Below are 25304 nucleotides of genomic sequence, written 5' to 3'. Positions count from 1 at the left end.
ATCACGGACCCTCCTCCCTGGAGGTCAGGAGGGTCCGCAGGTGTACGGCAGCGCGACGGTGGTGGAGGGGTCGATGACTCAGGGGGCCGGTCAGGGACCCGCGATGCGGACGGACACGCTGCGGGACTTCCGGGTTCCAGTCACCGAACCCGCCCTGTACGCCGTGTCCACATCATCCGGGCTGCCCGGGGAGCCCCCGGTGTACGGCGAGTACCCGGCGTACTACGAGGACGGCACGCCGAACACGCCCCCGCAGCCGGGCTACCCGCCGCAGGCGCCCGCGCAGCGTCCTGCCGTGCCGCTGCAGCCGGCGGGGCCGCAGCAGCCCGCGCAGCAGCCTCCGTACCCCGACACGCGCCTGCACGCCCGCCCCGACGCCGAACCGGCGCACGCGACGCCCCACGGCGCCGACGAGGACGAGCAGCCGGAGGGCTACACCCCCACCTACCGGGACCTGCCCGTCATTGGCCGCGGCGCACTCGGCGGCCCGGGCGACACCGTCCAGGTCCAGTACGTGCCCCAGGAGCAGACCGCGGGCCCCGGCCCGCTCTACGTCGTCGGCGACGTCCACGGCTACCTCGACGAGCTCGTCACCGAACTCCACGCCCAGGGTCTGATCGACGCCGAGCGCCGCTGGTCCGCCGGCAACGCCCGGCTCTGGTTCCTCGGCGACTTCACCGACCGCGGCCCCGACGGCATCGGCGTCATCGACCTCGTCATGCGGCTGTCCGCCGAGGCCGCCGCCGCCGGCGGCTACTGCAAGGCCCTGATGGGCAATCACGAACTCCTGCTCATCGGCGCCAAGCGGTTCGGCGACACCCCGGTGGTCTCCGGCGCGGGCACCGCCACCTTCCAGGCCGCCTGGCTCCTCAACGGCGGCCAGCGCACCGACATGGAGCGCCTGCAGGACGTCCACCTCCAGTGGATGTCCCGCCTGGACGCGGCCGTCCTGGAGGAGGGCCACCTGCTGCTGCACTCCGACACCACGGCCTACCTCGACTACGGCGACTCCGTCGAGGACGTCAACGACACCATCCACGAGCTCCTCAACCGCGGCGACGCCGACATCACCTGGGACCTCTTCCGCAAGTTCACCAAGCGGTTCGCCTTCCGCGACGAGGGAACCGGCCCGGCGGCCGTACGTGAACTCCTCGACACCTACGGCGGCAGCCGCGTCGTCCACGGGCACAGCCCCATCCCCTACCTGCTCGGCGAAGTGGGCACCGAGGACGGCGACGAGTCGCGGGGCCCCGAGGCCGTGGACGGCCCGCACGTGTACGCGGAAGGGCTCGCCATCGCGATGGACGGCGGAGTGACGATGGCGGGCAAACTGCTCGTCGTCCAACTCCCCCTGAGCGACTGAGAGCTTACGGAGAGGGGTATTTCCGGAAAGCCCCTGTCACGGCGTGGCGTGGGCGCTCTACCATCGCTCTATCCGTAGCAGGCTCTCCTCCGTTTGTGCCGGCGCCCGGGTCTACGCGGGCATACCGGCTTCTACGGAGCATCGGGGGATGCACATGACCAGCGCTCCGCACCTGCTGACCGAAGACCGACCGGAATTCGACCGGCTCGTCGACGAGGCGCTGCGCGCCGCGCGCGAGCGGCCCGAGCTCGCCACCCTCGGCGAACGGCTGAACGCCGAACAGCTGCGCACCATGGCCCAGGGGGCCAGCGCCCTGCTGGCGGCCGCGGCCGCCGCCGAGTACGGCCACTACGTGAAGGTCCGCGAGGAACGACGCGACGAGGCCCTGACCGCGGCCGGCACGACGGGAGACGAGGACGACGGCCAGAGCGGCGGCGGCGCGGGCATCAGCGCCGTGGTCGCGGTCCTCGCGCCGGTCCTGGCGGGCACCGCCATGCTGATCTTCCTGCTCGTGGGCTACATCCTGAAGATGATCGAGCCCGAACCCGCCTTCGCCCAGACCATGCTGACGGCGGGTTGGCTCTTCGGCGGGCTCACCGCGGCCGCCCTGCTCTGCGCCGTGATCGGGCTGCTGGTGACGGCGGTCCGCAACAGCGCGACCGAGGTGGTCGCGGACGAGACCGAGGCGATACCCGACGAGGTCGCGCGGGCCCGCGAGGCCTGGCGGCACGCCCTGCTGGAGCGCGGCATCGTGCCGTTCCTGCGGGACGCACTGGCCGACCCGAGCGCCGGCCCGGGCTTTCCCACCCCCCCGCACACCGGCGGCCGGACGCATCCCCAACCTGGGGTACAGCCGGCCCGACTTCACCAGCCCGGGATCCCCGTCGGAGAGCCCCCGGCCCGGCTACTCGCCTCCGGACTTCACGAGCCCGGACTTCGGCGGCCCCGAACACGATCCCGAGTGACGCCCGGCGGTGGCGTGCCGTCGGGCGCGTCACCGCTTCACCGGTGGACGGGCCCGCGGCTCCCCCCATGGGTCGCGGGTCCGTCCCCGTGTGTTCCTGCGCGTACCGCGCCTGCCGCGCCCTGCGCGCTCAGTCGGCCAGCGGCAGGTAGACGCGGTTGCCCGAGGCCGCGAACTCGGCGGACTTCTCCGCCATGCCCGCCTGGATCTCGTCCGCCTTCAGGTCGCCGCCGTGCTCACGGCGGATGTCCTGCGAGATCTTCATCGAACAGAACTTCGGACCGCACATGGAGCAGAAGTGCGCGGTCTTGGCCGGCTCCGCCGGGAGGGTCTCGTCGTGGAACTCGCGGGCCGTGTCCGGGTCCAGGGCCAGGTTGAACTGGTCCTCCCAGCGGAACTCGAACCGGGCGTCGGACAGGGCGTCGTCCCACTCCTGGGCACCGGGGTGGCCCTTGGCCAGGTCCGCCGCGTGCGCCGCGATCTTGTACGTGATGACACCGGTCTTGACGTCGTCGCGGTTGGGCAGGCCCAGGTGCTCCTTGGGCGTGACGTAGCAGAGCATCGCGGTGCCCCACCAGGCGATCATCGCGGCGCCGATGCCCGAGGTGATGTGGTCGTAGGCCGGGGCGACGTCCGTGGTCAGCGGGCCGAGCGTGTAGAACGGCGCCTCCTCGCAGATCTCCTGCTGGAGGTCGATGTTCTCCTTGATCTTGTGCATCGGGACGTGGCCCGGGCCCTCGATCATCGTCTGGACGTTGTGCCGCTTGGCGATCGTGTTCAGCTCACCCAGCGTCTTCAGCTCGGCGAACTGGGCGGCGTCGTTGGCGTCCGCGATCGAGCCGGGGCGCAGCCCGTCGCCGAGGGAGTACGTGACGTCGTACGTCGCGAGGATGTCGCAGAGCTCCTCGAAGTTCGTGTAGAGGAAGTTCTCCTTGTGGTGCGCCAGGCACCACGCGGCCATGATCGAGCCACCGCGCGAGACGATGCCGGTCTTGCGGCGGGCGGTCAGCGGCACGTAGGGCAGCAGCACGCCGGCGTGGACCGTCATGTAGTCGACGCCCTGCTCGGCCTGCTCGATGACCGTGTCCTTGTAGATCTCCCAGGTCAGGTCCTCGGCACGGCCGTCGACCTTCTCCAGCGCCTGGTAGAGCGGGACGGTGCCGATCGGGACGGGGGAGTTGCGCAGCACCCACTCGCGGGTGGTGTGGATGTTGCGGCCCGTCGAGAGGTCCATGACCGTGTCGGCGCCCCACTTGGTCGCCCAGGTCATCTTGTCGACCTCCTCCTCGATGGAGGAGGTGACGGCGGAGTTGCCGATGTTGGCGTTGACCTTCACCAGGAAGCGCTTGCCGATGATCATCGGCTCGATCTCCGGGTGGTTCACGTTCGCCGGAAGCACCGCGCGACCTGCGGCGATCTCCTCGCGGACGACCTCGGGGGAGACGTTCTCGCGGATCGCGACGTACTCCATCTCCGGGGTGATCTCACCGCGGCGGGCGTACGCGAGCTGCGTGACGGCGGCGCCGCCACGGCCCCGGCGGGGCTGCCGGGGGCGGCCGGGGAAGACCGCGTCGAGGTTCTTGAGGCCGCCGCGCGGGGAGGTGTGCTTGATGCCGTCGTCCTCGGGGCGCACGGGGCGGCCCGCGTACTCCTCGGTGTCCCCGCGGCTGATGATCCAGTTCTCGCGCAGCGGCGCGAGGCCGCGGCGGACGTCGGTCTCGATCTGCGGGTCGGTGTACGGGCCGGACGTGTCGTAGAGCGTCACGTCCTTGCCGTTGGTGAGGTGGACCTGGCGGACCGGCACCCGGAGGTCGGGGCGGGAGCCCGCGAGGTATCCCTTGTGCCAGCCGGGCTGGCGCTCGGTCTGGCCGTCGGCGTCCTGGCTGACGGCAGGCGTGCGTGCGTCCTGAATGGTCATGAGACCTGATCTCCCTACGCCGGCATTACCCGGTAACAGGTTCGGCGGTCGACGCAGCCTCTTCCCGTACGCATCCGTGATGCTCGTACGGTGATCAGCGTCCTCTCAGCCCGGTGCTCCGAGCTCCCGCGTTGTGCAAAGGTGCCCCCACGCTAGCGTCATCCATGGCGTGCTGAACAGTGGGCCCCCTCATCTCTTGCGATGATCTGCTGGTGACGCCCTCGCTGCAGCCCCCCACCGAGCCCACTGAGACCCGTGGCCACAACGGCCACGCGCACGCGAACCCCGGACCGTCCGCCAGACCGTCCGAAGGGCACGCCGACGCGCACTCCCACGGGGGCTCGGACGCGCACTCCCACGGGGGCTCGGACGGCGGCTCCGACGGGCGCCCCTCGGGGCAGTCCCACGGCCACGGCCACAGCCATGGCCACGGCCCGGCGGCCCCCGTCTCGAAGCACCTGCGCAAGGTCATCGCCGCCGTACTGATCCCCTTCGCCGTGGCCGTCTTCGTCGGCATGGTGGTGCTCTGGCCGGGCGGCGCCCCGGGCCACGAGCGCACGGGGGTGGGGTTCGACCGGCAGACCCAGCAGGGTGTGGTCGCCTCGATCGAACAGGTCGACTGCGCATCGGTGAACGCCGGGCAGGCGGCGTCGTCCGGGAACCCCGCCGCCTCCGGGGGCGGTGCGGCGCAGGCCGCGCGGAGAGGTGAGTGCAAGAAGGCCACCGTCGAGGTCACCAGCGGCCCGGACAAGGGCCGCACCTTCGTGGAGATCGTCCAGCCGGGCGCGCCACGGCAGTTGGAGGACGGCCAGGAGGTGGTGGTGGCGTATGCGCCGGACGCCCCGCGCGACCTCCAGTACTCGGTGATCGACGTGAACCGCAAGCTCCCGATGGCGCTGCTGGCCGGCATCTTCGCGGTCGCGGTCGTCGTCGTCGGGCGGATGCGCGGGCTGTTCGCGCTGGTCGCCCTGGTGGTCAGCTTCGGCGTGCTGACCCTCTTCATCCTCCCGGCCATCCTGCAGGGTTCGAACCCGCTGGTCGTCGCGGTGGTCGGGGCGAGCGCCATCATGCTGATCGCGCTCTACATGTGCCACGGGCTGACCGCCCGCACCTCGGTGGCCGTTCTCGGCACGCTCGTCTCGCTGCTGCTGATCGGCCTGCTCGGCTCGGGGTTCATCGACTGGGCGTTCCTCAGCGGCAACACCGACGACAACACCGGGCTGATCCACGGGTTGTACCCGGACATCGACATGAGCGGTTTGCTGCTCGCGGGTGTGATCATCGGATCGCTGGGCGTGCTCGACGACGTGACGGTCACCCAGACGTCGGCGGTGTGGGAGCTGCACCACGCGGACCCCTCGATGGGGCCGCGCGCCCTGTACCGGGCGGCCATCAGGATCGGTCGCGACCACATCGCATCGGTGGTCAACACGCTGGTGCTGGCTTACGCGGGTGCCGCGCTGCCGCTGCTCCTGCTGTTCTCGATCGCGAACAGCAGCATGGGTTCGGTGGCCAACAGCGAGCTGGTGGCGGAGGAGATCGTACGGACGCTGGTGGGCTCGATCGGCCTGGTGGCCTCGGTCCCCGTGACAACGGCGCTGGCGGCGCTGGTGGTTTCCGCCGACCGGCCGGGATCCCCGGCCGGCGCTCCGGCCGCGGGGCCGGTCCGCGGCCGGGGTCGACGGCGAAAGCGCTGATCAGTCGGCCGGCCGACGGCTGGTCGACTGCCGGCCGGTCGGTCGACGGTCGGTCAACGGTCGGTCGGTCGACGGTCGGTCGGTCGACGGTTGATGAGGCGGCCGGGTATCCCGGTCGGCGGCGGTTCAGCCGGCGTTCTGCTCGTTCTGCTGCGCTTCGGTGAGGATCTTGACGAGGGCCTCGTCGAGGTTCTCCTCGAAGTCCCCCAGATTGCGCTCCTGTCCGAGCGGAACGATCCGGTCGGTGCGGTCGAGGAACGCGACGAGCGGCGCCGCGCTGGCACGGAACAGCGCCCGGTCGCCGCCCACCTGGAGCCGAATGTGGACGTCGGACAAGTCCTCCGGGTGGGTGGGGGCGATGTGCACATCGCCGTCACCGCATGGCTTGTTAATGCCGTCGAGGAGGAGCTCCCGGCCGAACGCCCAGGTCACGGGCGCATCTCCGGGAAGGTGGAAGGTCAGGCGGACTGCGTAGGGGTCGCGTGCGTCGTACCGGAGTTCCACCGGAATCCGGAACGAGAGCTCCTCGGAAACGAGGAAGCTCATCATGACCTCTGCCTGTACCGACTCGCGCATTGACTACCCCGCTGTAGTTGAAGTGGCCAAGAATGATCCCCCGGGACCCACTTGACAAGAGTGGTGGAAGCGGTAGCAGATCACAAGGAGTGAGTTTTCAGATACTGATAGAGAACGAGAGGGTGCTCAACAGCGCGCCTACTTCACTCTGTAGCCGATTGACTACATAGCGCAATCGGTCTTCTTGGTGGAGAGGTAGAGAAATAGCCATCGTTGCGACGGTATCGCCCGCCGTCATGGGGATGGCTGCGCAGATCGTGCCAAGGGCATATTCCTGGCGTTCGATCACCGGCTGCATTCGCCCGAGGGCCCCGATCCGGTTTTCCAGGGACCGCAGGTCCCGGACGGTATAGGGGGTGATGGCCTCGACCGGATGCCGGTCGTAGTACTCCTTGCGCGTCTTCTCGTCGAGTTGCCCGAGCAGGCACTGCCCGATGGCGTGCGCATGGCCGGTCTCACGGAAGTCGGCCCACTCCTCGCAGGCCGGGCTGGCCGGAGTGTCCGAGACACCCACGACCTCGATCTCACCCTCGCGGTAGACCGCGAAGTAGACGGGGGCCCCGACCGTGTCGCGGAAGTGCGCGAGCGAGTCGAGGATCATGCTGCGACGTTTCTGCTGGAGTCCCCCGCCGGCGAGCCGCTCCGCGGCCTCGCCCAGCACGAACACTCCCCGCACTCTGCGCAGGTAGCCCTCGTACGTCAGCGTGCGCAGCAGGTGGTACGCGGTGGGAAGCGGGAGCCCGGCCTCGCGCGCCAGCTGTTTCGCCGGGGCGCCGCCGCCATGGGACCCCGCCGCTTCGAGCAGCCTCAGCGCTCGTTGCACCGAAGCGATCAGAGTCGGCACACCGGCATTGTGAACCGGAGACAAAGCTCACCCCCAGGCGTGGCTGCGGGCCTTGGGGGAGGCCCGCCCTGCGGGGGCCGCCCCCGCGCATGCCGTGGATCCTGGGGGTCGTACTCGGCGGCTCGTTTGTGTCGCCGCTGGTCAGGGCGGCAGATCGGAGCGGCGGTACCGGCTTTCGGTGCCCAGGGAACGGCATAGATTGCCACTCTATCCACCGATTCCTGGGATGCGAGCCGTTCAGCCGGTCAGGTTCCCTCACCTGGCCCAACGCCGGACCCGCCCGGACCGCTCCCGGCTACCACTCGCCGGAGGCGGACTTCGAGCCGCCGCCGCTGAACTTCTTCACCACGAAGATCAGGCCGCCGACGAGGCCGACGAAGAGAAGCAGCTTGAAGACGAGCCCGATCAGCGCGCCCAGGATGCTGGTGATCACACCGCCGAAGACGAAGAGGGCCAGCAGCGGGACCGCGACCCACTTAACCCACCAGGGCATGCCTGCGAATATCTGTCGGATGCCGTCCATGTCCTCGACCTCTTCTTCGTCCGTGGCTTGGTCCGCTACTTCCTGCTCTCGATGCTAGGAGTCCGGGGCCCCGTAGCGGGGCCCGCGAGCCCCCGGAGTCCCCTGATCCGCCCCTTAGGGGGATCAGGGCCGCGACCCTCATCCGGCCGGGCCGCTCAGCCCTCCGGCGGGGAGAACACCACCATCACCTTCAGGTCCTCGGTGATGTGGTGGAACTTGTGCGCGACACCCGCGGGGACGTAGACGACGCTCCCGCGCGCCACGGTCGTCGTCTCCTCCCCGACCGTGATCGAGGCACGGCCGCTGACGACGAGATACACCTCGTCCTGCCGGTGCGGCAGCTGCGGATCGGTCTGTCCGGCGTCGAGTGCGTACAGCCCGACCGACATGTTCCGCTCGCGCAGGAACTGCAGATAGGCGCCGTCGTTCGCGGCCCGCTCCGCTTCGAGATCGTCAAGCCGGAAGGCTTTCATCGTCGTTGTGCCCCTTGTACTCGATCGTTCCCTCGCATCCGCTGATCTGCGGATGTCCCACCGGGATCTTCTCTGCCACGATCAGACACATGACGAATTTCGTAGTCAAGACGCTCGCCAACGCGGCGGCCCTGGCCGTCGCCATCTGGCTGCTTTCCGGCATCACGCTCGACGACGGCAGCAGCACGGGCCGACGGGCGCTCACCCTGATCCTGGTCGCTCTGGTCTTCGGCCTGGTCAACCTGCTCGTCAAACCGTTGGTGAAGCTGCTCTCGCTGCCGCTGTTCATCCTCACCCTCGGCCTGTTCACCCTCGTCGTGAACGCGCTGATGCTGCTGCTGACCTCGTGGCTGGCCTCCAAGCTCGACCTCAGCTTCCATGTCGACGGATTCTGGACCGCGCTCCTCGGCGGCCTGATCATCTCCATCGTCTCCTGGGCCATGAACATGGTCCTGCCCGACAAGAACTGAACAGGCCTGCCATGTACCGCGTCTGCTTCGTCTGCACGGGCAACATATGCCGCTCCCCCATGGCCGAGTCGGTCTTCCGTGCCCACGTGGCGGCGGACGGGCTCGACACCCTGGTCGAGGTGGACAGCGCCGGAACCGGCGGCTGGCACGAGGGGGACGGCGCGGATCCGCGCACCATCGCCGTCCTGGAGGCGGCCGGCTACGAACAGGACCACCGGGCCCGCCGGTTCCACCCCTCCTGGTTCGACCGCCTGGACCTCGTCATCGCGCTCGACGCCGGGCATCTGCGAGACCTCCGGGCGCTCGCGCCCACCGCGCAGGACGCCGCCAAGGTGCGGCTGCTGCGGTCCTACGATCCGGCGGCCCCGGCCGCGGAGACCGACGTACCCGACCCCTACTACGGGCCGCTCGACGGGTTCGAGGAGTGCCTGGAGCTGGTCGAGGCCGCGAGCCCCGGCCTGCTGGACGCCGTACGCGCCGCTGTGAAGGAGCACACCGCGTGAACGAATACGCCCCCCGGGAGACCGGAACGGCCGCGCTCGGCGACGGCACCCGCGCCGTCCGGGCCGGACTGCCCGAGGCGGTCAAGAACGAGCCGCCCCTGCCCGGCCCCGTCTTCGCCGCTCACTTCCACCTGCCCGGCGACGTCGAAGGCCCGTACGCCTACGGCCGCGACACCAACCCCACCTGGACGCTGCTGGAACGGGCGATCGGGGAACTGGAAGCCCCCGGCGAGGCCGTGCACACCATCGTCTTCGCCTCCGGCATGGCGGCGGTATCCGCCGTCCTCCTCTCCCAGGCCCACACCGGCGACACCGTGGTCCTCCCCGACGACGGCTACCAGGCGCTGCCCCTGCTGCGCGAACAGCTGGAGGCGTACGGGATCCACGTGCGCACCGCGCCGACCGGCGACGACGCCCAGCTCGCGGCCCTCGACGGGGCACGGCTGCTGTGGATCGAGACCCCTTCGAACCCCGGGCTCGACGTGTGCGACGTACGCCGCCTCGTGGACGCGGCGCACGCCGGCCGGACCCTGGTCGCCGTCGACAACACCCTGGCCACGCCGCTCGGGCAGCGGCCCCTGGAGCTGGGGGCGGACTTCTCGGTGGCGAGCGGCACCAAGGGCCTCACCGGCCACGGCGACGTACTGCTCGGGTACGTCGTCTGCCGCGATCCGGAGCTCGCCGCGCGCGTCCGGCGGTGGCGCAAGATCGTCGGTGCGATCCCGGGTCCCATGGAGGCCTGGCTCGCCCACCGCTCCCTGGCCACGATCCAGCTGCGCGCGCAGCGCCAGTGGGCCAACGCACTGGCCGTCGCCGAGGCGCTGACGCACCGGACGGACGTGAGCGGACTGCGCTACCCGGGCCTTCCCTCGGACCGCTCCCACAAGACGGCCGCCCGGCAGATGCGGGGCTTCGGGTCGGTGGTCTCCTTCACCCTGCCCGACCGCGCGCACGCGGAGCGGTTCATGGCCGCCCTGCACCTGGTGGAGGACGCCACGAGTTTCGGCGGGGTACGGTCCACCGCCGAGCGGCGCGGTCGCTGGGGAGGTGACGCCGTGCCGGAGGGCTTCATCCGCTTCTCCGCCGGTGCCGAGGACACCGAGGACCTGGTCACGGACGTACTGCGCGCCCTCGACCACGCGGGCGCCAAGGGCTGAACCGGGAACGGCCGACGCCGTGGAGAAGCGGTCCGAGCCTCCCCCCTAGTGGCTCGGACCGCTCCGGGTTCCGCGCGCGAAGAACCACGTGACAAGGCTAATTGACTCTGCGTCAGAGTCCAATCACGGTAGCGACAGGGAGCTATCTGCATATTTATAGTTGAAGGCCCCCACCGAGAGGTGCAGCGATGGACCTGACCCTGCTGCGCACCTTCGTCGCCGTCCACCGGGCCGGCTCGTTCACGCGTGCGGCCGCCCTGCTCGGACTCTCCCAGCCCGCCGTGACCTCGCAGATCCGCGCCCTGGAGCGGCAGTTGGGGCGCCCGCTCTTTCACCGCCGGGCCCGTGGGGTCACCCCCACCGCCGTCGGCGACGAGCTGGCGCACAAAGCGGCCCCGCACCTCGACGCCCTGCTGCGGATCACCGAGGGCGAGCGGGAGGCCGCCGGCGCGTTACGGACCCTCCACGTCGCCGGGCCGCCCGAGTTCCTGTGCCTGCGCGTGCTCCCCGCCCTCTCGCTCCTGGTCGGCCAGGGCCACACCCTGCGCGCCGCTCCGCAGACCGATGCCGAGGCGACCCTCGACGGGCTCGCCGCCGGCCACCACGACCTCGTCGTCACCACCGCCCACCCCCGGGGCGGGCTCTTCACCGCCACCCCGCTGTGCGACGAGGAGCACGTCCTGGTCGCCGCGCCCTACTGGGCCGCCCTCGTCGACATGGGCCGGCTGCGCGAGGAGGGTTCCGCCGCGCTGGACGGCATTCCGCTCGTCGAGGTCCACGAGAGCCTGCCGCTCGTCGCCCGCTACTGGTCCGCCGTCTTCGACCCCCTGCCCGATGCCGGGCCGCTGGCCGCCACCGTGGTCGTGCCCGACCTGCGGGCCGTACTGGAATGCGTCCGGGCCGGTGCCGGGCTCGCCGTCCTGCCCCGCTACCTGTGCCAGGACGCCCTCGACAGCGGTCGGATCGTGGCGCTGACGGAGCCCGCGGTACCGCCGCTGCGCACCTGGTTCCTGGTCGTACGGACCGGGAGCCTGGCCCTCGCCCACCTCGCCAGGGCGCACGACCGGCTGCTGGATGCCGCAGCACACTGGTGAGTCCGCCGTTTTCCGGCCCGTGGCGCGTTTCAGAAGCGGAGTGGTGGGCCACTCTTCTCCCATGACCGAACGTCCCGTGGTCAAACGCACCGCCCGCGCGATCCTGCTCGACGGTGGCGACCTGATCCTCATCAAACGCACCAGGCCCGGCGTCGACCCGTACTGGCTCACCCCCGGCGGGGGAGTGGAGCCCTCGGACCCCACGGTCGTCGACGCCCTCCACCGGGAGGTCCACGAAGAACTCGGCGCGAAGATCACCGATGTGGTGCCCTGCTTCGTCGACACCGTCGAGCACATCGCCGACAGGGGGGTGACCGGCGTGAAGGTGCAGCACTTCTTCGTCTGCCGCCTCGAATCGATGGACCCGAGCCTCCGGCACGGCCCCGAGGTCGACGAGCCCGAGGGCGAGTACGAGATCGTCCGCGTGCCCTTCAGCCGGGTGGGCATCGCCGCCGTCCATCTCGTCCCGCTGTCCCTGCGGCACTACCTCGACGGCAACATCGAGGGTGTCCGCGCCATGCACGCTCCCGACCTGGGCTGAAGCCGCGCTGAGACCGGCGGGCTGCCTCCGGTCTCAACCGGCGATGCCGGCCAGCTCCTCCACCGCGTCGTGCCGGATCCGCTCGCAGGGGATGCCGATCCGCAGGAGCTCGTCCACTCCGTTGCGGATCATCGCGGGCGGGCCGGAGATGAACGCGTCGTACGAGCTCCACGGCCCGTGTTGGCCCACCGCGTGCGGCAGTTGTCCGGCCAGCCAGTCGCCGACCACCGGGCGCACCGACAGCCACGGGTGCGAGCGCTGGAGCCCCAGCAGCGTGTCCTTGTCGTAGAGGTCGCTGTCGCTGCGGGCCCCGAAGAACACCTCGACCGGCCGCCGCTCGCCGTGCTCGGCCACGTCCTCGATCAGTGCCTTGATCGGTGCGATCCCGGTGCCCCCGCCCAGGCACAGCATGCCGTTGTCCGTGCTGTGGTCCACCACCATCGAGCCGGCCGGCGGTCCCAGGCGCAGTACGTCTCCCGGGCGGGCGTGGCGTACCAGCGCGTTGGAGACCCAGCCCGCGGGGACAGCCTTGACGTGGAAGGAGAGCAGGCCGTCGGCGCGCGGCGCCGAGGCGAAGGAGTAGTGCCGCCACACCCGTGGCCACCACGGGGTCTCCAGGCTCGTGTACTGGCCGGCCAGGAAGGCGTAGGGCTGGTCGGGGCGGACCGTCAGCACGGCGATGTCGGGGGTGCGCAGCTCGTGGGAGACCACCTCGGCGTGCCACCAGGCCGGGGACTTCGCCTCGTCCTCCGCCGCCGCGTCGATCATGATCTGGGAGATCGCGGTGTACGCCCGCACCCAGGCGGCCTGGGTCTCGGGCCCCCAGGTGTCCCGCGCGTACCGGGACAGCGCCCCGACGAGGGCCTCGCCGACCGCCGGGTAGTGACCGGCCATCGTGCCGTACTTGCGGTGCCCGGCGCCGAGTCGGCGCAGGTAGGGCACGAGAACGGCGGGGTTGTCGATGTGTTCGGCGGCGGTGAGCAGTGCCTTCAGCAGCCGGTCCCGCTGCATGTCCATGGCCGCGGGGAACATGCCGCGCATTTCCGGGTGCCCGGTGAACACCAGAGCGTAGAAGTACGAGGTCACCTTGTCGGCGACAGGGGCGATCTCCGCGAGGGTCCGGCGGATGAGTACGGCATCCGGTGAGGGCTCGATCGCACCGCCCTCGCCGGATATCCGGGCCGGTTCGCGTCTGGCCGATCTGGTGGGCGGAGCGTCCATGCGGTGCCTCGCTTCGAGCATCTCGGTCGGTGTGCACACGCCACGGCCTGTGAATCCGTGGTTCCCGGTTTCACAGCGTGCCAGCCGACTCAGAGGCCTGCGGGGAAATGCAGAAAATCCGCGTTTCGAACCCACTTTCCTCCTAAGATGCGTCAACTCCCGGGCGCGTCAGCCCTACGAGCTGGTATGCCTCTCGCAGATCCCGGCCCTCGTAGACATGAGTCGCGCGCTCGGCGAGAAAGGGCCTCGCGTTGACCGCCACCGAGACCGGCACCGCTTCGAAGAGCATCGCGTCGGTCACGGAATCCCCGTAGGCCACGCAGTCGGCCCGGCTCACACCGAACTCCGCGCAGAGCCGGTCCGCCACTGTGACCTTGGCTTCGGGCGTCAGGATCCCGGACTCCTCCACGGGACGGGTAAACGGCACCTCCGGGAAGACCGAGCCGTGCGCGGCATGCGCGCCCCACTCCAGCAGGAGCTCCACGAAGAACGACGGCGACAGGGAGATCACCGCGCAGTAGTCCCCGCGTTCCCGGATCTCCTGCCACACGTCCCGGATCCCGGCGAGCCAGGGAGCCCCGTCGAACGCCGCCCGGACGTGTGCGGGCGTCAGGTCGGCCCAGAGCGCGTGGGCTGCCACCGAGAACTGGTGCGGCCGCATCTTCTGCGCGACGAAGGCCCGTTCCAGCTCGGCGATCTCGGCGCTCAGTCCGAGTTGGCGGGAGATCTCGGCCGGCGCCGCCGAGCCGTACATCAGCGTTCCGTCGAGGTCGAAGAGGTGCAGGTGGGTCATAGCCGACGAGGCTAGTCGGTCTGTTTCACGTGAAACAGCGTGTTTCACGTGAAACGCCGTCCGGCGGCCCGGGCCGGGGTCGCCGGTGTTTCACGTGAAACATGCACCCCCAAACCCCCTGGACGGCTCCCAGTCCATGATCCAGTCTGGGCCAGGTGACACCACCACACATCACCGATCTACCGATCCGGGCGCTGACCGTGGACGATCTCCGCCGCTGCGCCGACCTGTCCGAAGATCGCGGGTGGCCCCGCGAGGACCACAAGTGGCGTCTGCTCCTCGCCGCCGGAACCGGCTACGGCGTCGACGCCCCGGACGGCCGGGGACTCGCCGCCGCCTGCGTCGTCACCGAGTACGGCACCACCCATGCCGGACCGGAGCTCGCCGCCATCGGGATGGTTCTCGTGGCCGGCCGCTTCGCCCGCCAGGGCCTGGGCCGCCGTCTGATGGCCCACATCTGCGACGAGGTGCTGAAGGGCGTCCCGCTCACCCTGCACGCCACTCCCTACGGGCGCCCCCTCTACGAGGAACTGGGCTTCGAGACCACCGGCCGCGCCGAGATGCTGGCGGGAACCTTCCGCCACGAAGGCACCCCCGGCACGTACGACACCTCCCGGGTCCGGCCTGCCACCGCCGAGGACCTTCCCCGCATCCTGCGCCTGGACGCGGAGGTCTTCGGCACCGACCGCACGCACATGATCACCCGGCTGCCCGCCTTCGCCGACCGGCTGGTCGTCGCCGAGGACCGCTCCGGGGACGGCACGCTCACCGGCTACGCCGCGGCCTGGCCCAACATGGACACCCAGGTCATCGGCCCGCTGATCGCGCATGACACCGCGACCGCCCAGTCACTGGTCACCGCGCTCGCGCTCGGCACCGACCGGACGCTGCGCACCGATGTCGACGTTCGGCACGAGGAACTCGTCGCCTGGCTCAAGGAACGGGGCCTGGCCTCCGTGGCCTTCAACGCCGTCATGACCCGGGACATCCCCGGCCTGCCCGGCGACTGGACCCGCCGGTGGGCGCCGCTCACCGTGGCCGCGGGCTGAGAGGAGAACGCATCATGACCGACACTCCCGAGCTGACGATCCGGCCGGCCACCGAGGCCGATCTGCCCGCCATCGTCGCCATGCTGGCCGACGACCCGCTCGGTGCCACCCGTGAGTCCCCGGATGACCTCACTCCCTACCTCGCGGCCCTGAAGCGCCTCACCGGCGACCCGAACCAGCACCTGGTCGTCGCCGTCCGCGCCGGCCGTGTCGTGGGCTCCCTCCAGCTGACGATCGTCTCCGGACTCTCCCGCAAGGGGGCCACCCGCTCCATCATCGAGGGCGTCCGCGTGCACGCGGACGAACGCGGCAGCGGTTTGGGCACCCGGTTCGTCGAATGGGCCGTGGAGAAGTCCCGTGCCGAGAACTGCGCGCTGGTGCAGCTGACTTCGGACGTGACCCGGACCGATGCCCACCGCTTCTACGAACGGCTCGGATTCACCGCCTCGCACGTCGGATTCAAGCTCCAGCTCTGACCGGACGTTCCGGCAGGCCGGGCCGCCGTGCCGGCGGCCCGGCCTACGATCGGGAGGATGAGCCTCCCTCTCGTCACCACCGCCGAGCGACGCCACCGGATCGGCCGGCGCCACCGCCTGGCTCCGTCGGCCCGCGCCGCGACCGTCGCGGAAACGGCGGACTCGGTCGTCGCCCTGCACGCCACCGACGCCGCGACGGTCTTCCTCTCGGCGCGCGCCCGGCTCACCGAAGGCGGCCCCGACGCGATCGAGCGCGCGCTCTACGAGGACGTGAGCCTCGTGCGCCTGCTCAGCATGCGCAACACGCTCTTCGCCGTCTCCGCCGAACTCGCTCCGTACGTCGACGCCTCCACCGCCCGCGCGATCGCCGCGAAGGAGCGCCGCACCCTCCTCAAGCACCTCGCCGAGGACGGACAGGGACTCGACGCCGCGTGGCTCGCCGGCGCGGAGAGCGACGCCCTCGACGCCCTCGACACCCACGGCCCCTCCACCGGCAGCCAGCTGTCCGCGGCCGTTCCCGCGCTGCGCCGCAAGATCACCATCAGTCGCGGCAAGAAGTACGAGGCCGAGCAGGGGGTCGCCACCCGGGTCATCCGGCTGCTCGCCGCCGACGGCCGGATCCGCCGTGACCGACCGCGCGGCTCGTGGACCTCCAGCCAGTACCGCTGGGTCCATACCGAGCCCTGGCCCGCCGTACCCGCAGCGGAGGCCCGCACCGAGATCGCCCGCAGGTGGCTGCACGCGTACGGTCCGGCCACCGAGGCCGACCTCAAATGGTGGACCGGCTGGACCCTCACGGACGTCCGGAAGGCACTCGCCGCCGTGGGCCCCGACCAGGTCCGCCTCGAAGACGGCAGCACCGCCCTGGTCAGCCCCGGGGACACCGGACCCGGGCCGGCGCCGGAGCCCTGGGCAGCGCTGCTGCCCGGCCTCGACCCGACCGCAATGGGCTGGGCCGACCGCGGGTTCCACCTCGACCCCGCCCACAGGAGCACCCTGTTCGACTACGCGGGCAACATCGGCCCCACCGTGTGGTGGAACGGCGAGATCGTCGGCGGATGGGCGCAGCGCCCCGACGGCGAGATCGTCTGGCGGCTGCTGGGCAGCCCCGGCCGAGCGGCCGAGGAGGCGATCACGGCCGAGGCCGCACGGCTCGCCGCATGGGTGGGAGAGGCCCGGATCACCCCGCGCTTCCGGACTCCGCTGGAGCGTGAGCTCGTCGCCTGATCCGGCCCCGGGCCCTCGCCGGGCCTCCGGCCGTCAGCCGATGCCCCGCCAGCCCTGTGGGTCCACCCCGCCGGGCACCGGTGCGCCGGCGTCGTACGGCTCGCGGGTGAACACGAAGGACGCCAGGTCGAGATGGCTCACCGAGCCGTCCGCACGGCGCACCGCCCGCAGGGTCTCACCGGCGTAGTAGCCGAAGAGCCCGGTCCAACTGCCGTCCGGCTCCGCCCGGAAACGGGCCGTACGCCCGCTCGCGCCCACCGGCCCCAGTTCCAGCAGCCCGTCCGCGGTCAGGCGCACCACCTGGGCCGAAGTCCCCCAGTACCAGGGGCCGCACAGTTCGAGCGGCACGTGGTCCGACTCCAGGAACGGCCGCCACGGGCGGGGGAAGCGCGGCTCGGCGTCGGCCACGATCCCCACGAGGTCCGCGGCCACCGTCGAGGCCGGGAGTCCCGAGGTGCAGTTCGCCAGCACCACCGCCGCCACGTCGTCCGCCTCGCTCAGCCACAGGCCCGCGACGAAGCCGGGCAGCGATCCGCTGTGCCCCGCGAGCTTGCGCCCGCCGACGGCCGCCAGCTGCATGCCCAGCCCGTAGCCCAGTTCGGCGAGACCGGGTTCCGGGGGCGCAGCCGAGGTACGCATCTCCCGTACGGACTCGGCGCTCAGCACGCGCTCGTCACCGCGCAGCAGGAAGTCGGCGAACCGCGCCAGGTCGCGGGTCGTGGACCACAGCCGGCCGGCCGCGGCCATGAGCCCCAGGTCCTCCAGCGGTTCGGGCATCATCACGTCCGCCCAGGGATGCACCGCCCAGCCGCCCGCGTGCGGGGCCTGCGGCTGTCCGCTCGTGCGCTCCAGCCCCAGCGGCTCCAGCACCTCGGCCCGCAGCACCTCTTCCCAGGGCCGTCCGCGCACCGCCTCCACCAGCGAACCCAGCAGGGTGTAACCGGGGTTGGAGTAGTGGTGCCTGGTTCCCGGTGTCAGCTTGAAGGGCTCCTCCCCCAGCACGTCGCCGAGCTCGGGCCGCTGGTCGCCGGGGGTGCGCTCCCACCACTCGCCGGGCGTCTCCGCCGCCAGCCCGCCGGTGTGGGAGAGCAGTTGTGCGATGGTCACCCGACCGGCCCCCGTCCCGGGCAGGTGCTTCTCCAGCGGATCGGCGAGCGCGATCAGGCCCTCGTCCCGCAGCCGCATCACGAGAACCGCCGTGAACGTCTTGGTGATCGAACCGATCCGGTACTGGACGTCGCCGTCCGGGCCGTGCCCCTCGACCGAGGTCCGGGATCCCTCCCAGACCACCTCCCCGCCCCGCAGAACGGCCGCCACCACGGACGGCGCCCGCCCTTCGCTCTGCGCGACGGCGATCCGGTGCCTCAGCGCACGCCGGGTGGCAGGGAGAAGTTCCAGGTCCTCAGCAAGCTCATCCATGATCGGATGCTACGTGTTGGCCATGTCCACGAAGCGTGAGTAGTGGCCCTGGAAGGCCACCGTGATCGTGGCCGTGGGGCCGTTACGGTGCTTCGCGACGATCAGGTCGGCCTCACCCGCACGGGGGGACTCCTTCTCGTACGCGTCCTCGCGGTGCAGCAGGATCACCATGTCCGCGTCCTGCTCGATCGAGCCCGATTCACGCAGGTCGGAGACCATCGGCTTCTTGTCGGTGCGCTGTTCCGGACCACGGTTCAGCTGGGAGAGCGCGATCACCGGGACCTCCAGCTCCTTCGCCAGCAGCTTGAGGTTTCGGGACATGTCCGAGACCTCCTGCTGTCGGCTCTCGGGACGGCGCGAGCCGCCCGACTGCATCAGCTGGAGGTAGTCGATGACCACGAGCGAGAGGTCGTTGCGCTGCTTGAGCCGACGGCACTTGGCGCGGATCTCCATCATCGACAGGTTGGGGGAGTCGTCGATGTAGAGCGGAGCCGCGGACACGTCCGGCATCCGGCGGGCGAGCCGGGTCCAGTCGTCGTCCGTCATCGTGCCCGAGCGCATGTGGTGGAGCGCCACCCGGGCCTCCGCCGAGAGCAGGCGCATGGCGATCTCGTTGCGCCCCATTTCGAGGGAGAAGATCACGCTCGGCAGGTTGCTCTTGATGGAGCAGGCCCGGGCGAAGTCCAGCGCGAGCGTGGACTTTCCCATGGCGGGACGGGCGGCGATGACGATCATCTGGCCGGGGTGCAGGCCGTTGGTCAGCGAGTCCAGGTCCGTGAAGCCGGTGGGCACGCCTGACATCTGGCCGCTGCGGGAGCCGATGGCCTCGATCTCGTCGAGAGCACCCTCCATGATGTCGCCGAGCGGCAGGTAGTCCTCGGACGTCCGCTGTTCGGTGACGGCGTAGATCTCGGCCTGGGCGCTGTTGACGATCTCGTCGACGTCGCCGTCGGCCGCGTAGCCCATCTGCGTGATCTTCGTACCGGCGGCGACCAGGCGGCGCAGGACGGCCCGCTCGTGGACGATCTCCGCGTAGTACTCGGCGTTCGCCGCGGTCGGCACCGACTGGACCAGGGTGTGCAGGTAGGAGGCCCCGCCCACCTTGCTGATCTCGCCGCGCCGGGTCAGCTCGGCGCCGACGGTGATCGGGTCGGCCGGCTCGCCCTTGGCGTACAGGTCGAGGATGGCCTGGTAGATCGTCTCGTGCGAGGGACGGTAGAAGTCGTGGCCCTTGAGGACCTCGACGACGTCCGCGATGGCGTCCTTGGAGAGCAGCATGCCGCCGAGCACGGACTGCTCGGCGTCGAGGTCCTGGGGAGGGACGCGCTCGAAGCCGCCGCCACCGCCGGAGTCCCAGGAGCCGCCCTCGCGGCCCCGGTCGTGCTGTTCGTCCCCGCGGCCGCGGCCTTCGCTGTTACGGCGCGAACGGGCGGGCAGACGGTCACCTGGACCGCTGTCGGCCCAGGGGTCGTCCATGGGCTCGGGCATGCTCACCGGGCCGCCTCCTCCCGTCCGCAACGCGGACCTCGCCGTGTCACTCTTTCTACGACACGGCTCTGACATTTGGGGCACCCGAATCCGCTGTCGGCGAGTCGGGCAACGCACCACGGTAGGCCCGGGAGCGGCGTCAGCCAATCTTGTTATCCACAGGCTGTGTGGACGACATGTGGATGACGGCGCCAATGCTGTGGGTAACTCGCCGGAAGCTGTGTACGGACCGGGGGACGACGCTGTGGACAAAATCACCCGCGGCACCCCGTTGCCCCACCTGACCTGCAGTTTCCTCCTCCAGACACAGCGGTGGAGAAAATTCTTCGCCGGTGCCTCAAGATCGCCTCCAACGAGGTGCGGGGAACGCCCAAGTCAACGCGTCAGTAAGGATCCAAACTTAGTTGCATCCATTACCTGTGGAAGATTAGATTGAGCGCATGACACAGGCTCTCGCAGCGCCCAAGACAGGACCGGGACGGCACGACCGAGAGATCTTCGCACTCGCCCTCCCCGCCTTCGGCGCACTCGTCGCCGAGCCCCTCTTCGTGATGGCCGACAGCGCCATCGTGGGACACCTCGGCACCCCCCAGCTGGCCGGCCTCGGCATCGCCGCCGCGATGCTCACCACCGCCGTGAGCGTCTTCGTCTTCCTCGCCTACGCCACCACCGCGGCCGTCTCCCGCCGCGTGGGCGCAGGGGACCTCCAGGCAGCCGTCCTGCAGGGCATCGACGGCATCTGGCTCGCCCTCCTGCTGGGCGCGGCCGTTGTCGCCGTGGCGCTGCCCGCGACCCCCTCACTCGTCTCGCTCTTCGGCGCCTCCGACACCGTCGCCCCGTACGCGATCACCTATCTGCGGATCTCCGCCCTCGGCATCCCGGCCATGCTCATGGTCCTGGCCGCCACCGGGGTCATCCGCGGCCTCCAGGACACCCGTACGCCGCTCTACGTCGCCATCGGCGGCTTCGCCCTCAACGCGGGCCTGAACGTCGCCCTGGTCTACGGTGCGGGGCTCGGCATCGCCGGCTCCGCCTGGGGCACGGTCATCGCCCAGTGCGCCATGGCCGCCGCTTACCTCGTCGTGGTCGTCCGCGGAGCCCGCCGCCACGGCGCGTCGCTGCGACCCGACCCCGCGGGCATCCGGGCCTGTGCCCAAGCGGGTGCTCCCCTGCTGGTCCGCACCCTGTCGCTGCGCGCGATCCTGATGATCGCCACCGCCGTGGCCGCCCGGCTCGGGGATGCCGACATCGCCGCCCACCAGATCCTGCTGTCGCTGTGGAGCCTGCTCGCCTTCGCCCTGGACGCCATTGCGATCGCCGGACAGGCGATCATCGGGCGCTATCTGGGCGCGAGCGACACCGACGGCGCCAAGGCCGTCTGCCGCCGCATGGTGCAGTGGGGGATCGTCTCGGGCGTCGCACTCGGACTGCTGGTCGTCCTGGCCCGCCCGGTGTTCATCCCCCTGTTCACCAGCGATCCCGCCGTCGAAGCGGCCCTGCTGCCGGCTCTGCTGGTCGTGGCCCTGTCCCAGCCCGTGTCCGGCATCGTGTTCGTGCTCGACGGAGTCCTCATGGGCGCCGGAGACGGCCGCTACCTGGCCCGGGCCATGCTCGTGACGCTCGCCGTGTTCGCCCCGGCCGCCGTGCTCGTGCCGATCCTCGGCGGCGGCGTGACGGCGCTCTGGTGGGCCATGACGCTGATGATGGTGGTCCGGATGATCACTCTCCGACTGCGGGCCGGCTCGGGCCGGTGGCTGATCGCCGGAGCCACCCGCTAGCGACCACGGACCGTCCGTGTTTCACGTGAAACACGGACGGTGCGGACCCCGGCCGCGGGTGTTTCACGTGAAACACCCGTCCGACAACGACGAAGGGCCGCACCCCGGTGGGGTGCGGCCCTTCGAGCGCTGCCCTTAGGCGGCGACGACCTCGATGCCCACGTTCGCGGCCACGTCGGCGTGCAGACGCACGGAGACCTGGTACGAACCGAGGGTCTTGATCGGGGAGCCGAGCTCGACGCGGCGCTTGTCGACCTTCGGGCCGCCCGAGGACTCGATCGCCGTGGCGATGTCGGCCGGGGTCACGGAACCGAAGAGACGACCGGCGTCACCCGCGCGGGTGGCCAGACGGACCTTCACACCTTCGAGCTTGGCCTTGACCTCGTTGGCCTGCTCGATGGTCGCGATCTCGTGGATCTTGCGGGCGCGGCGGATCTGCGCCACGTCCTTCTCGCCACCCTTGGTCCAGCGGATCGCGAAACCACGCGGGACCAGGTAGTTGCGAGCGTAACCGTCCTTGACGTCGACGACATCGCCGGCGGCACCGAGGCCAGAAACCTCGTGGGTCAGGATGATCTTCATTAGTCGGTCACCCTTTCCTTATCGCGCGGTGGACGTGTAGGGCAGCAGTGCCATCTCACGGCTGTTCTTGACGGCCGTGGCGACGTCACGCTGGTGCTGCGTGCAGTTGCCGGTAACGCGGCGGGCACGGATCTTGCCGCGGTCGGAAATGAACTTCCGCAGCATGTTCGTGTCCTTGTAGTCCACGTACGCGGTCTTGTCCTTGCAGAACGCGCAGACCTTCTTCTTAGGCTTGCGCACAGGCGGCTTCGCCATTGTGTCTCTCCTGTGTGATCAAGAAGTGGGGATACGAGCTGCCCTAGAAGGGAGGCTCGTCCGAGTAGCCACCGCCGGAGCCGCCGGAGCTTCCGCCCCAACCGCCCCCGCCGCCGCCCTGCTGCTGGCCACCGGCCGGCGCGCTGGACGCCCACGGGTCGTCGGAGGGAGCTCCGCCGCCCTGCTGCTGCTGGCCACCGGGGGCTCCGCCCCAGTTGCCACCGCCGCCGCCCTGCTGCTGACCGCCGCCGCCGTACCCACCCTGGCCACCGCGACCGGTGGTCTTGGCGACCTTGGCCGTGGCGTTCTTCAGGCTGGGGCCGACTTCCTCGACGTCCAGCTCGTAGACCGTGCGCTTGACACCCTCACGGTCCTCGTACGACCGCTGCCTCAGCCGGCCCTGCACGATGACGCGCATGCCTCGCTGGAGGGACTCGGCGACGTTCTCCGCCGCCTGCCGCCACACCGAGCAGGTCAGGAACAGGCTCTCGCCGTCCTTCCACTCATTGGTCTGACGGTCGAAGGTGCGGGGGGTGGACGCGACACGGAACTTCGCGACCGCCGCACCCGAGGGGGTGAAGCGCAGCTCGGGGTCGTCGACGAGATTGCCGACGACCGTGATGACGGTCTCGCCTGCCATGGATGAACCTCTCGGCGGGGATTGCTGCTGGGCTGCTGTGCTACTCGATCCCGATTACCGCTGAACCGAAGTTCAGTGGGTCTCGGGGCGAAGGACCTTGGTCCGGAGAACCGACTCGTTCAGGTTCATCTGTCGGTCAAGCTCCTTGACGACCGCAGGCTCGGCCTGAAGGTCGATGACCGAGTAGATGCCCTCGGGCTTCTTCTTGATCTCGTAAGCGAGACGACGACGGCCCCAGGTGTCGACCTTCTCGACCTTTCCGTTGCCCTCACGGACGACAGAAAGGAAGTTCTCGATCAGCGGGGAGACAGCGCGCTCCTCGAGATCGGGGTCGAGGATGACCATCACTTCGTAGTGACGCATGTGGAACCCACCTCCTTTGGACTCAGCGGCCACGGTCGTTCCGTGGCAGGAGGGTCGTGATGCGTGAGCACGGCGTCCGCAGAGCAGACACCGCGCAGCTGTACAGACTACCTGCTCGCGTCCTTCCGGTTGAAATCCGCCGGGAGAGGGCCACAATCTGTATCCATCGGGTGTGCTCGGTGCTATGCCCCCGGCCCCTTGCCGGAGGAAGCCCGCAGCACCGCCAGCTTCAGCCAGGAGGTGCCCTTCCGATGGCACAGGCAATGCGGCCCCCTCAGATCTCCCTCCTCTCCACCGACGGCAAGCCCCACCCGCTGCAGGACGCCCTGATGGCGGTCACTCTGACCCTCGGCGCCGTGGCGTTCGTCACGGCCTTCTTCCACAACCTGCACCTGATCAGCTCGTGGGCCGGGCTGATCGGAATCCTGACCGGCGCGTACGGACAGTTCGTCTCCGTCACGACACGCGAGCGCTTCGCGCTGATCATCGGCCTTGGCGCGTCTGCCATCGGCTTCTACCTCGGCATGTTCCACGGCGGCCTCTTCGGGGGCTGAGCGGGCCGCCCGGCACGCTCCGGGACACCTCCGCGGCAGGGCGCCGGCCACGTACCGGCCCGGGCCCACGGCCCGTCCCCCAGAAGGGTGGCGCCCTTGTCGCAGTAGGCTTCGCGCCATAGCCAGCGAAGCCGCCGAGGAGACGCCCCGCATGAGCCTGTCCCTGAGGACCATCAGCCGAGAGCAGCATCTGGGTTACCTCCAGAGCCTGCCTTCGGCGAGCCACTGCCAGGTCCCGGCGTGGGCCGACGTGAAGAACGAGTGGCGTTCCGAGAATCTCGGCTGGTTCGACGAGTCCGGAGAACTGGTCGGCGCGGCCCTCGTGTTGTACCGGCAGCTGCCCAAGGTGAAGCGGTACCTCGCGTACCTGCCCGAGGGCCCGGTCATCAACTGGTACGCCCCGAACCTGGAGGAGTGGCTCCAGCCGATGCTGGCCCACCTCAAGCAGCAGGGTGCCTTCACCGTGAAGATGGGCCCGCCCGTCGTCATCCGCCGCTGGAACTCGACCGCCATCAAGGCCGGTATCCAGGACCCGAACGTAAAGCGCCTGCGCGACGTGGAGGCCTCGGTCATCGAGCCCCGCGCCTTCGAGGTGTCGGACAAGCTGCGCCGCATGGGCTGGCAGCAGGCCGAGGACGGCGGCGCCGGCTTCGGTGACGTCCAGCCGCGCTACGTCTTCCAGGTGCCGCTCGCCAACCGCTCGCTGGACGACGTCCTCAAGGGCTTCAACCAGCTGTGGCGCCGCAACATCAAGAAGGCCGAGAAGGCCGGTGTCGAGGTCGTCCAGGGCGGCTACGACGACCTGCCGACCTGGCAGCACCTGTACGAGATCACGGCCGAGCGCGACAAGTTCCGCCCGCGTCCGCTCAGCTACTTCCAGCGGCAGTGGACGGCCCTCAACTCCGAGGACCCCAACCGGATGCGGCTCTACATCGCCACGCACGAGGGGGAGCCGCTGGCCGCCGCCACGATGCTGACCGTCGGGCAGCACGTCTGGTACTCGTACGGCGCCTCCGCGAACCACAAGCGCGAGGTCCGCCCGTCGAACGCGATGCAGTGGCGCATGCTGCGCGACTCGTACGCGCTCGGCGCAAGCGTCTACGACCTGCGCGGCATCTCTGACACGCTGGACGAGAACGATCACCTGTTCGGTCTGATCCAGTTCAAGGTCGGTACGGGCGGCGAGGCCGTGGAGTACGTCGGCGAGTGGGACTTCCCGCTCAACAAGGTGCTGCACAAGGCCCTCGACATCTACATGTCGCGCCGCTGACCCGGTTCCACCCCGCCACACACACAGACAGCACCGCTGCACCACGCAGCTTCTCAGGAGAGGTCC

Annotated in this window: 26 protein-coding genes and 1 pseudogene; 14 read left to right on the top strand and 13 right to left on the bottom strand. The window is 70.2% G+C overall.

Going from position 1 to position 25304, the window contains the following annotated elements; translation table 11 throughout:
• Positions 1-73: 73 nt before the first annotated feature.
• Both Sspor_RS22530 and Sspor_RS40690 read left to right on the top strand, forming a co-directional pair.
• Complete coding sequence (locus Sspor_RS22530; protein ID WP_202200751.1) at positions 74-1363, top strand: metallophosphoesterase; 1290 nt, start codon at positions 74-76, stop codon at positions 1361-1363.
• Positions 1364-1511: 148 nt separating this feature from the next.
• Positions 1512-2328: pseudogene (locus tag Sspor_RS40690) on the top strand (hypothetical protein).
• 129 nt (positions 2329-2457) lie between these two features.
• On the opposite strand, the gene thiC reads toward Sspor_RS40690, so the two are convergent.
• Positions 2458-4245 (bottom strand): phosphomethylpyrimidine synthase ThiC, encoded by a 1788-nt coding sequence (gene thiC, locus Sspor_RS22520; protein WP_237403977.1) that lies wholly within the window; start codon positions 4243-4245, stop codon positions 2458-2460.
• A gap of 212 nt (positions 4246-4457) precedes the next feature.
• Between thiC and Sspor_RS22515 the strand changes: the two genes are divergently transcribed.
• Positions 4458-5942 (top strand): YibE/F family protein, encoded by a 1485-nt coding sequence (locus tag Sspor_RS22515; RefSeq protein ID WP_372499693.1) that lies wholly within the window; start codon positions 4458-4460, stop codon positions 5940-5942.
• 126 nt (positions 5943-6068) lie between these two features.
• On the opposite strand, the gene Sspor_RS22510 is transcribed toward Sspor_RS22515, so the two are convergent.
• The 4 genes from Sspor_RS22510 to Sspor_RS22495 all read right to left on the bottom strand — a co-directional run bounded on the left by Sspor_RS22510 (position 6069) and on the right by Sspor_RS22495 (position 8358).
• On the bottom strand, positions 6069-6518 hold the full coding sequence (locus Sspor_RS22510) for an SsgA family sporulation/cell division regulator (protein ID WP_202200749.1): 450 nt from the start codon (positions 6516-6518) through the stop codon (positions 6069-6071).
• 97 nt (positions 6519-6615) lie between these two features.
• Positions 6616-7362: an IclR family transcriptional regulator gene (locus Sspor_RS22505; RefSeq protein ID WP_237403975.1), complete on the bottom strand. Its 747-nt coding sequence runs from the start codon at positions 7360-7362 to the stop codon at positions 6616-6618.
• A 295-nt stretch (positions 7363-7657) separates the two neighbouring features.
• On the bottom strand, positions 7658-7885 hold the full coding sequence (locus Sspor_RS22500; protein WP_202200747.1) for a DUF5326 family protein: 228 nt from the start codon (positions 7883-7885) through the stop codon (positions 7658-7660).
• Positions 7886-8040: 155 nt separating this feature from the next.
• Entirely contained in the window at positions 8041-8358 is a 318-nt protein-coding gene (locus Sspor_RS22495) for a cupin domain-containing protein (RefSeq protein ID WP_202200746.1), read from the bottom strand.
• Between the two features lie 89 nt (positions 8359-8447).
• Between Sspor_RS22495 and Sspor_RS22490 the strand changes: the two genes are divergently transcribed.
• The 5 genes from Sspor_RS22490 to Sspor_RS22470 all read left to right on the top strand — a co-directional run bounded on the left by Sspor_RS22490 (position 8448) and on the right by Sspor_RS22470 (position 12123).
• A complete protein-coding gene (locus Sspor_RS22490; protein WP_030713863.1) occupies positions 8448-8828 on the top strand; it encodes a phage holin family protein in 381 nt (126 codons plus the stop codon).
• Between the two features lie 11 nt (positions 8829-8839).
• Positions 8840-9331: a low molecular weight protein-tyrosine-phosphatase gene (locus tag Sspor_RS22485; protein ID WP_202200745.1), complete on the top strand. Its 492-nt coding sequence runs from the start codon at positions 8840-8842 to the stop codon at positions 9329-9331.
• Positions 9328-10488, top strand: a complete 1161-nt coding sequence (locus tag Sspor_RS22480; protein WP_202200744.1) for a cystathionine gamma-lyase — start codon at positions 9328-9330, stop codon at positions 10486-10488. The genes Sspor_RS22485 and Sspor_RS22480 overlap by 4 nt, the downstream gene beginning before the upstream one ends.
• Before the next feature lie 188 nt (positions 10489-10676).
• A complete protein-coding gene (locus Sspor_RS22475) occupies positions 10677-11582 on the top strand; it encodes a LysR family transcriptional regulator (protein WP_202200743.1) in 906 nt (301 codons plus the stop codon).
• Between the two features lie 61 nt (positions 11583-11643).
• Entirely contained in the window at positions 11644-12123 is a 480-nt protein-coding gene (locus Sspor_RS22470; RefSeq protein WP_202200742.1) for an NUDIX domain-containing protein, read from the top strand.
• A 33-nt stretch (positions 12124-12156) separates the two neighbouring features.
• On the opposite strand, the gene Sspor_RS22465 is transcribed toward Sspor_RS22470, so the two are convergent.
• Entirely contained in the window at positions 12157-13365 is a 1209-nt protein-coding gene (locus Sspor_RS22465) for a globin domain-containing protein (RefSeq protein ID WP_202200741.1), read from the bottom strand.
• A gap of 121 nt (positions 13366-13486) precedes the next feature.
• On the bottom strand, positions 13487-14137 hold the full coding sequence (locus tag Sspor_RS22460; RefSeq protein ID WP_202200740.1) for an HAD family hydrolase: 651 nt from the start codon (positions 14135-14137) through the stop codon (positions 13487-13489).
• A gap of 155 nt (positions 14138-14292) precedes the next feature.
• Between Sspor_RS22460 and Sspor_RS22455 the strand changes: the two genes are divergently transcribed.
• The 3 genes from Sspor_RS22455 to Sspor_RS22445 are packed head-to-tail and all read left to right on the top strand — an operon-like array spanning position 14293 to position 16889.
• A complete protein-coding gene (locus tag Sspor_RS22455) occupies positions 14293-15186 on the top strand; it encodes a GNAT family N-acetyltransferase (RefSeq protein WP_202200739.1) in 894 nt (297 codons plus the stop codon).
• Positions 15187-15200: 14 nt separating this feature from the next.
• Positions 15201-15662 (top strand): GNAT family N-acetyltransferase, encoded by a 462-nt coding sequence (locus Sspor_RS22450; RefSeq protein WP_202200738.1) that lies wholly within the window; start codon positions 15201-15203, stop codon positions 15660-15662.
• Positions 15663-15719: 57 nt separating this feature from the next.
• Positions 15720-16889 (top strand): winged helix DNA-binding domain-containing protein, encoded by a 1170-nt coding sequence (locus Sspor_RS22445; protein ID WP_202200737.1) that lies wholly within the window; start codon positions 15720-15722, stop codon positions 16887-16889.
• 33 nt (positions 16890-16922) lie between these two features.
• Here the strand turns inward: Sspor_RS22445 and Sspor_RS22440 are convergent, their stop codons facing one another.
• Positions 16923-18308 (bottom strand): serine hydrolase domain-containing protein, encoded by a 1386-nt coding sequence (locus Sspor_RS22440; RefSeq protein WP_202200736.1) that lies wholly within the window; start codon positions 18306-18308, stop codon positions 16923-16925.
• A gap of 9 nt (positions 18309-18317) precedes the next feature.
• Positions 18318-19784, bottom strand: a complete 1467-nt coding sequence (gene dnaB / locus Sspor_RS22435; protein ID WP_030755420.1) for a replicative DNA helicase — start codon at positions 19782-19784, stop codon at positions 18318-18320.
• A 452-nt stretch (positions 19785-20236) separates the two neighbouring features.
• Between dnaB and Sspor_RS22430 the strand changes: the two genes are divergently transcribed.
• A complete protein-coding gene (locus tag Sspor_RS22430) occupies positions 20237-21574 on the top strand; it encodes an MATE family efflux transporter (protein ID WP_202200735.1) in 1338 nt (445 codons plus the stop codon).
• Between the two features lie 135 nt (positions 21575-21709).
• Here Sspor_RS22430 and rplI read toward each other — a convergent pair whose 3' ends face one another.
• The 4 genes from rplI to rpsF form a co-directional block, all read right to left on the bottom strand.
• Positions 21710-22156: a 50S ribosomal protein L9 gene (gene rplI, locus Sspor_RS22425; RefSeq protein ID WP_030008386.1), complete on the bottom strand. Its 447-nt coding sequence runs from the start codon at positions 22154-22156 to the stop codon at positions 21710-21712.
• 18 nt (positions 22157-22174) lie between these two features.
• The gene (gene rpsR / locus Sspor_RS22420) at positions 22175-22411 is read right to left on the bottom strand and encodes a 30S ribosomal protein S18 (protein ID WP_005315025.1); all 237 of its coding nucleotides are present in this window, start codon (positions 22409-22411) and stop codon (positions 22175-22177) included.
• Between the two features lie 43 nt (positions 22412-22454).
• On the bottom strand, positions 22455-23051 hold the full coding sequence (locus Sspor_RS22415) for a single-stranded DNA-binding protein (RefSeq protein ID WP_202200734.1): 597 nt from the start codon (positions 23049-23051) through the stop codon (positions 22455-22457).
• A 72-nt stretch (positions 23052-23123) separates the two neighbouring features.
• Positions 23124-23414 (bottom strand): 30S ribosomal protein S6, encoded by a 291-nt coding sequence (gene rpsF, locus Sspor_RS22410; protein WP_004950685.1) that lies wholly within the window; start codon positions 23412-23414, stop codon positions 23124-23126.
• Between the two features lie 251 nt (positions 23415-23665).
• On the opposite strand from rpsF, the gene Sspor_RS22405 reads away from it, so the two are divergent.
• Both Sspor_RS22405 and Sspor_RS22400 read left to right on the top strand, forming a co-directional pair.
• Complete coding sequence (locus Sspor_RS22405; RefSeq protein WP_202200733.1) at positions 23666-23968, top strand: hypothetical protein; 303 nt, start codon at positions 23666-23668, stop codon at positions 23966-23968.
• A gap of 151 nt (positions 23969-24119) precedes the next feature.
• Positions 24120-25238: a lipid II:glycine glycyltransferase FemX gene (locus Sspor_RS22400; protein ID WP_030755412.1), complete on the top strand. Its 1119-nt coding sequence runs from the start codon at positions 24120-24122 to the stop codon at positions 25236-25238.
• Positions 25239-25304: the final 66 nt, after the last annotated feature.

Source organism: Streptomyces spororaveus (assembly GCF_016755875.1).
Classification (GTDB): Bacteria; Actinomycetota; Actinomycetes; order Streptomycetales; family Streptomycetaceae; genus Streptomyces; species Streptomyces spororaveus.
Note: the sequence above shows the minus strand (reverse complement) of the source record. Positions and strands in the feature narration are given on the sequence as shown.